At 67.7% G+C, this 12,623-nt stretch carries 10 protein-coding genes; 5 read left to right on the top strand and 5 right to left on the bottom strand.

The annotated features are described in order from the left end of the window. Positions 1–2 precede the first annotated feature (2 nt). The 5 genes from JX001_RS15575 to ptsN all read left to right on the top strand — a co-directional run bounded on the left by JX001_RS15575 (position 3) and on the right by ptsN (position 4,336). Positions 3–503: an LptA/OstA family protein gene (locus tag JX001_RS15575; protein WP_241004683.1), complete on the top strand. Its 501-nt coding sequence runs from the start codon at positions 3–5 to the stop codon at positions 501–503. A 28-nt stretch (positions 504–531) separates the two neighbouring features. After that, entirely contained in the window at positions 532–1,323 is a 792-nt protein-coding gene (lptB, locus tag JX001_RS15570; protein WP_174087076.1) for an LPS export ABC transporter ATP-binding protein, read from the top strand. 248 nt (positions 1,324–1,571) lie between these two features. After that, entirely contained in the window at positions 1,572–3,071 is a 1,500-nt protein-coding gene (rpoN, locus tag JX001_RS15565; protein ID WP_205681703.1) for an RNA polymerase factor sigma-54, read from the top strand. Positions 3,072–3,145: 74 nt separating this feature from the next. Beyond that, the gene (gene hpf / locus JX001_RS15560) at positions 3,146–3,790 is read left to right on the top strand and encodes a ribosome hibernation-promoting factor, HPF/YfiA family (protein ID WP_112861301.1); all 645 of its coding nucleotides are present in this window, start codon (positions 3,146–3,148) and stop codon (positions 3,788–3,790) included. Positions 3,791–3,868: 78 nt separating this feature from the next. Beyond that, positions 3,869–4,336: a PTS IIA-like nitrogen regulatory protein PtsN gene (gene ptsN, locus JX001_RS15555; RefSeq protein WP_161639572.1), complete on the top strand. Its 468-nt coding sequence runs from the start codon at positions 3,869–3,871 to the stop codon at positions 4,334–4,336. 32 nt (positions 4,337–4,368) lie between these two features. On the opposite strand, the gene JX001_RS15550 is transcribed toward ptsN, so the two are convergent. The 5 genes from JX001_RS15550 to JX001_RS15530 form a co-directional block, all read right to left on the bottom strand. Then, positions 4,369–4,620, bottom strand: coding sequence for a DUF1150 family protein (locus tag JX001_RS15550; protein WP_017506777.1), 252 nt, complete (start codon positions 4,618–4,620; stop codon positions 4,369–4,371). 64 nt (positions 4,621–4,684) lie between these two features. Further along, positions 4,685–5,107 (bottom strand): Hsp20 family protein, encoded by a 423-nt coding sequence (locus JX001_RS15545; RefSeq protein ID WP_039244752.1) that lies wholly within the window; start codon positions 5,105–5,107, stop codon positions 4,685–4,687. Positions 5,108–5,222: 115 nt separating this feature from the next. Beyond that, the gene (locus tag JX001_RS15540) at positions 5,223–6,536 is read right to left on the bottom strand and encodes an ammonium transporter (RefSeq protein WP_205681702.1); all 1,314 of its coding nucleotides are present in this window, start codon (positions 6,534–6,536) and stop codon (positions 5,223–5,225) included. 29 nt (positions 6,537–6,565) lie between these two features. Beyond that, a complete protein-coding gene (gltB, locus tag JX001_RS15535; RefSeq protein WP_205681701.1) occupies positions 6,566–11,077 on the bottom strand; it encodes a glutamate synthase large subunit in 4,512 nt (1,503 codons plus the stop codon). After that, entirely contained in the window at positions 11,074–12,501 is a 1,428-nt protein-coding gene (locus JX001_RS15530; RefSeq protein ID WP_205681700.1) for an NAD(P)-dependent oxidoreductase, read from the bottom strand. Before JX001_RS15530 ends, gltB begins: the two co-directional genes overlap by 4 nt. Between the last annotated feature and the right edge of the window lie 122 nt (positions 12,502–12,623).

Here is a 12,623-nt window from a genome sequence, read left to right as displayed (position 1 = left end):
TCGTGACGAAGATTTCGAAGGCGCTGGCCGTCATCGCGGCGGCGGCCGTCGTAGGCATGCCGGCCCTGGTCGATGCTCAATCTCGCGCCGGGGCCCAGGCGACAAATCAGCCCGTCGCCTATGGCGCGGACTCGGTCGAATATGCGCCCAACCGCATCATCCTGCGCGGCCGGGCCGAGGCGACGCAGGGCGGCAACCGCTTTCGCGCCGACACCCTGACCCTGGTCAGCGGCGAGGGTGGCGATCTGCAACGCGCCGAGGCCAGCGGAACCGTCTATTTCGTGACGCCTGACCAGTCGATGCGCGGCGACCGCGCCGTCTATAATCTGGGCAATGGCGAGATCGTGGTGACGGGCAACGTCATCCTGACCCAGGGCAAGAACGTCCTGACCGGCTCGCGCCTGGTCTACAACATCAACACCGAGACCGCCCGCATGGACGGCGCGCCGCGCGGCGCCGCCGGAAGCCGCGTGCAGGGTGTTTTCTATCCCAACTCGAACTGAGGCCGTCTGGCCACACGGACCTGAGCATTTGGCGCGCAAGGAACTGTCAGCCCTGAACCTGGACGAGCGGCCGCAACCGGCCGCCGTGGCGCCCGCGCCTGCGGAAAAGGGCCTGCGGGTGATGAACCTGGCCCGGTCGTTCGGCCAGCGTCAGGTGGTGCGCGACGTGTCCCTGACGGTGCAGCGCGGCGAGGTGGCGGGCCTGCTGGGTCCCAACGGAGCCGGCAAGACCACCTGCTTCTATATGATCACCGGCCTGATCCCGCCGGATTCGGGCGCGATCTGGCTGGACGGCGAGAACATCACCGGCCAGCCGATGTATCAGCGCAGTCGCATGGGTCTGGGCTATCTGGCGCAGGAAGCCTCGATCTTTCGCGGCATGACGGTCGAGCAGAACGTCAAGGCGGTGGTCGAGCTGAACTATCCGCGCGACCAGATCCGCGCCGAGACCGACCGGCTGCTGAACGAACTGCACATCGACCATCTGCGCCACGCGCGGGCGACGGCGCTGTCGGGCGGCGAGCGTCGGCGGGTGGAGATCGCGCGGGCGCTGGCCGGCCGGCCGTCCTTCATGCTGCTGGACGAACCCTTCGCCGGCATCGACCCCCTGGCCATCGCCGACATCCGCACCGTGATCCGCTATCTGGCCAGCCAGGGCATCGGCGTGCTGATCACCGACCACAATGTGCGCGAGACCCTGGACATCACCGACCGTGTGTCGATCATCTCGAACGGCGCGGTGCTGTTCGAAGGCACGTCCGACGAGGCGATCCACGACGCCGAAGTGCGCCGGGTGTATCTGGGCGAAAACTACATCTGATCTGACGCTTTCGGCCGCTTGCTTACGCTCCGTAATCCTCGGGCCTGACCCGACGATCAGGTGGTCCGCGGCATCGCTTTCAACGTCATCGCACTACGGACTGAACATCCGATCCTCGGGTCAAGCCCGAGGATGACGTGTTGGGGAATGCGGGCTCGCGCGCCGTTCGTCTCGCGTTAACCGGTTCGGCGACATTCTGTCCCAGCAAGTTCCGGGCCACTCGGCGGCCGGGCGGGAAGATTTCGAACGTGATCGGGCAAAGGTTAGAGGTCAGGCAGGGGCAGGGGCTGGTCATCACGCCCCAGCTGCAGCAGGCGATCAAGCTGCTGCAACTGTCGAACCTCGAGCTGGAAGACTTCGTCGAGGCCGAGCTGGAACGCAATCCGCTGCTGCAACGCGAGGAGCCGGAGGGCGAGACGCCGGAGCCGGTCGAGCGCGTCGAGGCGACAGCGGACGGTGAAATGTCGTTCGGCGACGGGGTCGGCCATGAGGCTGTGTCCGGCATGGATGCGGGTTCGGACGATGTCTATGGCGACGCCGCGCCGGGCGAGCGCACCAGCGACCGGATGACCGACGAGGCCCAGCCGGGGCTGTCGGACTGGTCCAGCGCCGGCAAGGGCGGCCAGATGTTCGAAGGCGAGGGCGAGCGGCCCGACGCGCACGAGCTGACCCTGTGGGAGCATCTTCAGGCCCAGGCGTCGAGCGCGGGCCTGTCGCCGGCCGACCACGGCATCGCCCTGACCCTGATCGATGCGACCGACGAGGGCGGTTATCTGCGCGGGGAACTGACCGAGTTCGCTGACCGGCTGGGCGTGCCGCTGGAGCGGATCGAGGCGGTGCTGAGCGTTTGCCACGGCTTCGAGCCGACCGGGATCATGGCGCGGTCGGTGCCGGAATGCCTGAAGCTGCAGCTGATCGAGCGCAATCGGTTCGATCCGGCGATGGCGGCCCTGCTGGACAATCTGGACCTGCTGGCCAAGCGCGATCTGGCGGGCCTGCGCCGCATCTGCGAGGTCGATGGCGAAGATTTGACCGATATGATCGCCGAACTGCGGGCCCTGACGCCGCGTCCGGGCGCAGGCTTCGGCGGCGAGCCGGCCCAGACGGTCGTGCCCGACGTGCATGTGCGGCCCGATCCCGCCGGCGGCTGGCGGGTCGAGCTGAACGCCGACACCCTGCCGCGCCTGTTGGTGGACAAGCGCTATCACGGCTTGGTTCAGGCCGGCGCGCGATCGGACACCGAAAAGACCTTCGTCGCCGACTGCGCCGCCCAGGCCAACTGGCTGGTCAAGTCGCTGGATCAGCGGGCCAAGACCATTCTGAAGGTCTCATCCGAGATCGTGCGCCAGCAGGACGCCTTCCTGGCCTTCGGCGTCGAATTCCTGAGGCCGCTCAATCTGAAGACCGTCGCCGACGCCATCGGCATGCACGAATCGACCGTCAGCCGCGTCACCTCGAACAAATACATCTCCACGCCGCGGGGCGTGTTCGAGCTGAAATTCTTCTTCACCGCCGCCATCCAGTCGGTGGATGGCGCATCGACCCATTCGGCCGAAGCCGTCCGTCACAAGATCAAATCCATGATCGACAGCGAAGGGGTTGAGGGTGACGTTTTGTCCGACGACCGGATCGTGGAAATCCTGAAGGAAACGGGCATCGACATCGCCCGCCGCACGGTGGCCAAATATCGGGAAGCCTTGAGGATTCCGTCCTCGGTCGAGCGCCGCCGGATGATGAAGACGGGCTGAAATCCACAGCCAAGCGTGACCACAAATCGGTGATCTGGATTGACACCAAATCGGGCCGGGCGCGTTCTATCGGCATGCAAGTCCAGGTCAGCGGCAAGCAAGTGGATGTCGGCGAAGCGTTAGGCTCGCGCATCTCCCAGGAACTCGAAGACGGGGTCGGAAAATACTTCGCCCGAGGCGGTGAAGACGCCGAGGTCGTGGTGTCCAAGGACGGCCACAACTTCAAGGTGGACTGTTGGGTCCGCCTCGCGTCGGGCCAGACCTTGGTGACGACCGGAATGGGCGGCGACGCCCACTCGGCCTTCACCGAGGCGCTCGATCGGCTCGAAAAGCGGGTTCGCCGCTACAAGCGCCGGCTCAAGGATCACCACATCGGACCCAAGGGTCTGTCGCCCGAGAAGACCGAAAACGCCGCCCGCGAAGTCGCACGCAGCATCGTGCTGCGTGATCCCGACAGCGTGGAGGACGATGTCTTCGGCGACGCGAGCGAGAACGACGGCCCGCCGCCGGTGGGCATGGTCATCGCCGAAACCGAGCACGAAATCCGCACCATCACGGTTGGACGGGCCGTGCTGGAGCTGGACATGACGGGCTATCCGGTCGTGCTGTTCCGTAACGCGGCGCACGGCGGTCTGGCGGTCGTCTATCGTCGTCCGGACGGCAATGTGGGATGGATCGATCCCGAACGGACGGCCAAGTCCAACGGTTCGGTGAACTAAGCCTCAGTTTGACTTCGGCGCGGTTGTCTCTAAACGGGCGGCCGCGCCGTTGTCTGCTGCGCGTATCGAGGTTGTGTAATGGACATCGGTGATCTGCTCGCGCCCAAGGGCGTGGTGCTGCGCAGCGGCGCGTCGTCCAAGCGACAGGCGCTTCACGCGCTGGCCGAGGCGGCGTCGCATGCGCTGGGCCTCGACGAAGCCCGTATCTTCGACGCCTTGATGGAACGTGAGACGCTGGGATCAACCGGGCTGGGGTCCGGCGTCGCGGTGCCGCACGCGCGTCTCACCGAGGTCGATAAGGTGACGGCCGTTTTCGTGCGACTGGATACGCCTGTGGCCTATGATGCGGTGGACGACCGGCCCGTCGATCTGATTGTCGGCCTGTTTGCCCCGCCCAAGGCGGGCGCCGAGCATCTGAGGGCGTTGGCGGCGGTGTCGCGCGCGCTGCGGTCGCCCGAGCTGCGGGAGCAACTGAGACAGGCGCGCACGACCGATGCTATCCGCGCCCTGTTCGTCAAGGACGCTACGGCCGCGACGGCGGCCTGAACGGCGGCGCCTGCGCGCCGCCATCCATGAGATCAGTGAACGGAAACCGGCTCCAGCTCGTGCGCCACGGCGGCGGCGAAGGCGGTGTCGCGGTCGATCATGACCGCCAGACGCTCGCCGTCGGCGCTATGAACGGCATAGAGCATCTGGCCGGGGTTCAGATCCACGTCCTTGATCTCGACCGCTTCTTCAAGCAGGTCCGAGGCCTTGATCTCACGCACATACACCAGGTCGGGGGCGCCCAGTCCGGCAAAGTCTTCCTTGGTCATCGTCATCGGCGTCATTAGGACCGCCTCCTTCATATTTGACAACGCCCGTATCGCCGGGCGGTTCGAATGGCTGTGGTTTTCAGCCGGCCGTGATCGGAATGCGCCGCACTTGGCGCTCAGCCTCGGGCCGGATCAGGTCGACGTGGAGCAGGCCGTGCTCCAGTCGGGCGCCCTCGACCTCCAGCCCGTCGGCCAGGACGAAGTTGCGAACGAAGCCGCGCGCCGCGATGCCGCGATGCAGAAAGGCCTGTTCGCCCCTGCCGGCGTCGTCGCGTTTGCCGGCGATGGTCAGCTGGCGGCCGTCCAGGGTGATGGCCAGTTCGTCGGGCGCGAACCCGGCGACGGCCAGGCTGATGCGGACGCCCGCATCGCCGATCTGTTCGACATTGTAGGGTGGATAGCTTTCGGCCGCGGCCTTGGCGGCGCGGTCGATCAGGGCGCGGGTATGGTCGAAGCCCAGCAGAAAGGGGCTGTCGAACAGGAGGGTGCGCGTCGTCGTCATCTGGGGTCCTTGCGTCAGCGACCGAGCGGCCGGTCTCCCGCAATCGGCAAGACCGTCCGTCACAGATGAAGATGGGGAATGGCGAGGGCGGGATCAACCGGCAGCGCCTGTGGGGTCAGTGGATGGCCTCGCCGTGTTGGGTATAGTCCAGCCCCTCGACCTCTTCATCCTTGGTGACGCGCAGGCCCGTGGTGAACTTGCAGATCATCAGGACGACGAAGGTGCCGACGGCGCTCCAGGCGATGACGCCGACCAGGCCGACCGCCTGTTTCCACACGGTCGCGCCGTCCGACAGGGTGTTGACGGTCGTGGTGGCGAAGACGCCGGTCAGCAGGGCGCCGACGATGCCGCCGACGCCGTGCACGCCAAACGCATCCAAGCTGTCATCGTATTTCAGCGCGTGCTTCAGCCAGACCGCGCCCGCATAGCAGGCCGGGCCGCCGATCAGGCCGATGAAGAAGGCGCCCTTGGGATCGACGAAACCGGCGGCGGGGGTGATGGCGACCAGACCGCCGACGACGCCCGACAGCAGGCCCAGCAGGGTCGGGCGCTTGCGGTCGAACCATTCGATGGTCATCCAGCCCAGGGCGGCGCTGCCGGCGGCCAGGATGGTGTTGAAGGCGGCGGTCGCGGCCAGAGCATCCGCCGCGCCCGCCGATCCGGCGTTGAAGCCCAGCCAGCCGACCAGCAGCAGGCCGGTGCCGATCGCGCTATAGACCAGGTTGGCGGGGGCCATGTTGTCGCGCCCGAAGCCGTGACGCGGCCCCAGCACCAGGGCGCAGACCAGGCCGGCGATCCCGGCGTTGACGTGGACGACCGCGCCGCCCGCGAAGTCGAGCACGCCCAGACCGCCAAGATAGCCGCCGCCCCAGACCTGATGACAGATCGGCGCATAGACGATCAGGTGCCACAGGCCAAAGAACAGCAGGCTGGCCGAGAACTTCATCCGCTCGGCGAAGGCGCCGGCGATCAGGGCCGGGGTGATGATGGCGAAGGTCATCTGGAAGGCGACGAACAGCAGCTCAGGCAGGCCGGGCAGCAGGCTGTGGGCCGTCTGGGCGGTGACGCCGTTCAGGAAGGCCGCTTGCACCCCGCCGATGAAGCCGTTGATCGCGTCCGGTCCCTTGCCGAACGACAGGCTGTAGCCGACCAGGAACCACAACACCGAGACGATGGCGAAGGCGGCCGCCGACTGGGCGACGACGCTGATGATGTTCTTCTTCCTGACCATGCCGCCGTAGAACAGTGCCAGGCCCGGCAGGGTCATCAGCAGCACCAGGGCCGTCGAAGTCAGGATCCAGGCTGTCGCCGCCGTGTCGATGACCAGCGGCGCCTGATGCGCCAGCAGGGATGGGGCCGCCAGGGCCGGTGAGGCGAAGGCCGCCGCCCCGGCGACGAACGTGACGGCGAGGGCGGCGGATCGGGTCATGGCGGCTTTCTGAGGCAGGCGGTTCGGTGTCAGGCGGAGGTCTTCAGGCGTTCCGTGCGGGCGGCGATGTCGGTCAGGGGCACGATGCGGACGAAGCGTTTCAGGCTGTTGTCCCAATCCGCCAGCATCCGCCGCGCCAGGGGCGAGGCCGTCGCGGCCAGATGGGCCTCGATCAGGCCCTTCAGTCGATCGGCCGCCTGTGCGTCAATGTCGGTCACGCCGGCCAGGTCGCCGTTCAGGGCGCGCTCGGCATGGCCCGGCTGGTCCAGCACGAACAGCTCGCCGCCGCTCATGCCTGCCGCCAGGTTCCAGCCGACCGAGCCCAGGACGACCACGCGCCCGCCGGTCATATATTCGCAGCCGTGCGCGCCCAGCCCCTCGACCACGGCCTCGGCGCCGGAGTTCCTGACCGCGAACCGCTCGCCCGCCGCGCCGGCGACGAACAGACGGCCGGAGGTCGCGCCATACAGGGTGGTGTTGCCGCAGATCAGCTGATCCTCGCGCCATTCCGGCGTGCGGATCGAGATTTCGGCGCCCGACAGCCCCTTGCCGACATAGTCGTTGGCCTCACCCGTCAGGTGCAGTTCCAGACCCTTGGCCGCAAAGGCGCCGAAGCTCTGACCTGCGATGCCTTCCAGCCGCAGCTTCAGCCGGCCCGCTGGGCCTTGCGCGCCGAAGCGCCGCACGATGGCCGAGGACAGGGCCGCGCCGACCGTGCGCTGGGTGTTGTTCAGCGGATAGGACAGCTCCAGCGTCTGGCCACGATCCAGGAAGCGGACGGCGTCCTTCAGCACGGCGGCGTCCAGGCTGTCGGCGATGGGCTTGCGCGTCGTCTTGTCGGCCCATTTGCCGGCCGCGCCCTCGTCCACCTGAACCAGCAGCGGGTTCAGGTCCAAGTCGTCCAGGTGCGAGCCCCCGCGACGGACCTGACGCAGCAGATCTGTGCGGCCGATGATCTCGTCCATCGTGCGCGCGCCGATGGAGGCCAGGATCTCGCGCGTCTCCTCGGCGATGAAGGTGAACAGGTTCACCACCTTGTCAGGCGTGCCGGTGAACTTCTCGCGCAGCCGCTCGTCCTGGGAGCAGACGCCGACAGGGCAGGTGTTGGAATGGCACTGGCGCACCATCAGACAGCCCATGGCGATCAGGGCGGCGGTGCCGACGCCGTATTCCTCGGCGCCCAGCATGGCGGCGATGACAACGTCACGACCGGTGCGGACCCCGCCGTCGGTCCTCAGCGTGACCGAGCCGCGCAGATTGTTCAGCGTCAGCACCTGATGGGCCTCGGCGAGTCCGATTTCCCACGGCAGGCCGGCGTGCTTGATCGAGGTCTGGGGCGAGGCGCCGGTGCCGCCGTTGTGGCCGGCGATCAGGATAGCGTCGGCGTTTGCCTTGGCCACGCCCGAGGCGATGGCGCCGATGCCCGAGGCGGACACCAGCTTCACCGTCACCCGCGCATCGGGGTTGATGGCCTTCAGATCGTAGATGAGCTGGGCCAGATCCTCGATCGAATAGATGTCGTGGTGCGGGGGCGGCGAGATCAGGGTCGTGCCGGGTACTGCGTGGCGCATCCGGGCGATGAACTCGGTGACCTTGAAGCCAGGCAGCTGGCCGCCCTCGCCGGGCTTGGCGCCTTGCGCAACCTTGATCTCGATCTCGCGGCACTGGTTCAGATATTCGGCCGTGACGCCGAACCGGCCCGAGGCCACCTGTTTCACCGCCGAGTTGGCGTCGTCGCCATTCGGACGCGGGTGATAGCGCTCAGGATCCTCGCCGCCCTCGCCCGAGACCGAGCGGGCGCCGATGCGGTTCATGGCGATGTTCAGCGTCTCGTGCGCCTCGGGGCCGAGCGCGCCCAGCGACATGGCCTGGGTCAGGAAGCGGCGGCGGATGTCCGACACGCTCTCGACCTGGTCCAGCGGGATCGGCGTGCCTTCCCGGAAGTCCAAGAGGTCGCGCAGGGACAGGTCGGCCTGGGCGCGGACGACCTCGGAGAACTGTTTGAAGCGGCGATAGTCGCCGCGGTTGCAGGCGTCCTGCAACAGGTGGATGGTCCTGGCCTCGTGCGCGTGAGCCTCGCCGCCCGAACGGATCTTGAAGAAGCCGCCGATGGCCGGGGAGGGGACAGCCTCGCCCCAGGCGATGCGGTGCCGCTTCATCGCCGCCTGCTCCAGACCGGCCAGGCCGATGCCGGAGATGCGCGACGGGGCGCCGGGGAAGAATTCGGCGGTCAGCGCCCGAGACAGACCCAACACCTCGAACTCGCAGCCGCCGCGATAGGCGGAGATGACGCTGATCCCCTTGCGGGCCAGGGTCTTCAGCAGGCCCGCCTCGATGCCGGCCTTGTAGTTCAGACAGGCGTCGCGCAGCGTCAGGCCGGGATACAGGCCCCGGTCCAGACGCTCCTGGAACAGGTCCTGGGCCAGCCAGGCGTTGACGGTGGTGGCGCCGACCCCGACCAGGACCGCGAATCCGTGCGGATCCAGCGTCTCGGCGGTGCGCACCACGATCGAGCAGTAGGAGCGCAGGCCCGCCTTCGTCAGGCGGCCGTGGACCCCGGCGGTGGCCAAGATCATCGGCGCGGCCAGACGATCCGCCGACCCGGCCTGATCGGTCAGCACGATCAGGGCCGCGCCGTCGCGGGCGGCGGCCTCGGCCTCGTCCATGATGCGGTCCAGGGCGGAACGCAGGCCGGCGCCAGGGCGGGCGTCGTCTGAGGGCAGATCGTAGCTGCAGTCGATGACCACGGTCGAACCGGCGCCTACCTTGTCGATCATCCGCTCATACATGCCGTTGGTCAGGACGGGGCTGTCCAGCACGAAGACGTCGGTCTGGGCCTCTTCCTCAGCCAGGATGTTGCCCAGGTTTTTGAACCGGGTCTTCAGGCTCATCGCGCCCGCTTCACGCAGCGGGTCGATGGGCGGATTGGTGACCTGGCTGAAGTTCTGGCGGAAATAATGCGATAGCGGACGCGGCAGGGCCGAGAGCACAGCGGGCGGGGCGTCGTCGCCCATGGAGCCGACCGCCTCCTTGCCGTCGCGCACCAGAGCGTCCAGCAGCAGGTCCAGATCCTCGCGGCTGTAGCCGGCGGCGATCTGGCGGCGGGTCAGGGCCTCGCCCGAGGCCGAGCGCGGCTCCGGTCCGGGGCCGATGATCGGCTCCAGATCGACCATATTGTCCAGCCACGCCTCGTAGGGGTGGGCGGCGGCCAGGGCGTCGACGGCCTCATGTTCGTCATAGACGCGGCCATGCTTCATATCGACGGCGATCAGCTTGCCGGGGCCGATGTGCAGGCGGCGCTTCACCCGGCTCTCGGGGATCGGCACCAGACCGGCTTCGGAGCCCGCCATCAGCAGGCCGTCGACGGTTTCCACGGCGCGCAGGGGACGCAGGCCATTCCGGTCCTTGCCCGCCACGATCCAGCGGCCGTCGGCGGCGCAGATGGCCGCCGGGCCGTCCCACGGCTCCATCACCGCATTGCAATAGGCGTAGAAGGCCCGGTGTTCGGCGGGCATGACCACGTCGTCCTTGGCCCAGGCCTCGGGGATCAGCAGGGCCTTGGCCATCGGCGCGGGGCGACCGGCGTGAACCAGCACCTCCATGACATTGTCCAGGGCGGCGGAGTCCGATCCGCCTGGCTGAACCACCGGCTTGACCTCGCCGTCGCGGTCGCCGAAGGCGCCGGCCGCCATGCGGATTTCGTGCGACTTCATCCAGTTCAGATTACCCTTCAGCGTGTTGATCTCGCCGTTGTGGGCCATCATTCGGAAGGGCTGGGCCAGCTTCCATTCCGGGAAGGTGTTGGTCGAATAGCGCTGGTGGAAGACCGCGTAGGCCGAGACGAAACGCGGGTCCTCCAGGTCGGGATACAGGTCGCCCAGCAGTTCGGCCCGCACCATCCCCTTGTAGGCGATGGAGCGCGCGGACAGGGTGCAGATATAGACGCCGGCCAGGTTCTCGGTCTTGACCGTCTTTTCAATGCGGCGGCGGCACAGATACAGTTCGCGCTCCAGCGCCTCGCCGTCCAGCGGTTGGCCCGCGTCGTCCAGCGGCGGGGCCAGCATGATCTGTTCGATCTCGGGCCGGGTCGCGCCGGCCTTGGTCCCGACGACCGACAGGTCGATGGGAGTCTGGCGCCAGCCGTAGATCCAGAAGCCCCCGCGCAGGGCCTCGGTCTCGACGATGGCGCGGGCGCGGTCCTGGGCGCCCAGATCGGTGCGCGGCAGGAAGACCTGACCGACGCAGATGGGCCCAGGACGCAGGGACTGACCGATCGAGGCCACCTGTTCGGCGAAGAAGCCTTGCGGCAACTCGGCCATGATGCCCGCTCCATCTCCAGACAGGCCGTCAGGGTCGACCGCGCCACGGTGGGCCACGGCCTTCAGGCTGCGGATCGCATATTCGACCACGTCGCGGCGCGGCGTGCCGTCGATCGAACAGACCAGGCCCACGCCGCAGGCGTCGCGCTCGGAACTGCGATCGTAAGCATTGCCGGCTTCCAGCCGGTCGCGGGTTGTTTCGTATTGATTCAGCCAGGTCATGCCGCGACCTCCTCGGTGCGGGTCTTGAAGTAGCGGTCGATTTCGGCGGCGGCGTCCTGGCCTTCGCGGACGGCCCAGACGACCAGCGAGGCGCCGCGCACCGCGTCGCCGGCGGCGAAGACGCCGGGCAGGCTGGTGGCGAAGCTGACCGAACCCACCTTGATGGTGCCGTCGTCGCGCAGGTGCAGGTCGGGCTCATGCGCCGCGAACGGCTCGGGCGAGAAGCCCAGGGCCTCGATGACGATGTCGGCCGGCACGTCGAAGTCGGCGCCGGGCACGGGCACGATGTCGCGACGCTGGCCCGGAGCAGCCTCGGTCAGCTGCATGCGCGCGGCGCGCACGCCCGTGACCTGATCGCTTTGCGACAACAGGGCCTTGGGCGCGGCCAGCCATTCGAAGACGACGCCCTCTTCCTCGGCGTTGACGACCTCGCGGGCCGAGCCCGGCATGTTCTCGCGATCACGACGATACAGGCAGGTGACGCTGGCTGCGCCTTGCCGGACGGCGGTGCGGACGCAGTCCATCGCGGTGTCGCCGCCGCCGATGACGACGACCCGCTTGCCGCGCGCCTCGTGCCATCCGTCCTGTTCGGCGTCGCCCAGGTCGCGCCGGTTCTGATGGGTCAGATAGGACAGGGCGGCGACGGTCGAATCGGGCCCGCGACCGGGCGCCGAAAGGATACGCGGCTGATAGACGCCCATGGCCAGCAGGACGACGTCGTGGCGGTCGCGCAGCTCGGTCAGGGTCACGTCCTTGCCGACCTCGCAGCCCAGAACGAACTGGACGCCGCCGTCGATCAACCGGTCCACGCGGCGCTGCACGACGTGCTTTTCCAACTTGAAGCCGGGGATGCCGTAGATCAGCAGGCCGCCAGCGCGGTCGTGGCGGTCATAAATCGTGACCTGATAGCCCTCGCAGCGCAGGCGGTCGGCGGCGGCCAGACCGGCCGGGCCGGCGCCGACGATGCCGACGGTTTCGCCGCGTTCGGCCGCCGGGCGGATCGGCTCGACCCAGCCGTTGGCGAAGGCCTGGTCGCCCAGCCAGGCCTCGACCGAGCCGATGGTCACGGCGTCCCAGCCGGACTGGTTCAAGGTGCACGACCCTTCGCACAGCCGGTCCTGCGGGCAGATCCGACCGCAGATTTCGGGCATGGTCGAGGTCAGGGACGCGACGCGCCAGGCCTCGCGCGGCTCGTTCTCGGCCGAAAGGCGCAGCCAGTCGGGAATGTTGTTCTGAAGCGGGCAGGCGTTCTGGCAGAAGGGCACGCCGCAGTCGGTGCAGCGCGACGCCTGTTTTTCAGCCGTCTCGGTCGAGGGCGGAATCGTAATCTCGCCAAAACCGCGCGCGCGCAGTTCGGCCGAGGCCTTGGACAGGCGGCGAGGTTCGACGACGAATGTCCCGCCTTGCTTCAGGGTCTTATGCATATCTCGCATATGCCGCAAACGGTGCGTCAGAGGCAAATATTATTGCCGCGAGGCGTTCTCAGCCGATAAAAAAGAATAAATCGTCCAATCGGCGATCTTTCGTCGTCAAAAGTTGCTGATGT

It is taken from the genome of Brevundimonas fontaquae (genome assembly GCF_017086445.1).
GTDB classification, from domain to species: Bacteria; Pseudomonadota; Alphaproteobacteria; order Caulobacterales; family Caulobacteraceae; genus Brevundimonas; species Brevundimonas fontaquae.
The sequence above is the reverse complement of the archived record's forward strand: the minus strand, read 5'-3'. Positions and strand labels throughout refer to the sequence as shown.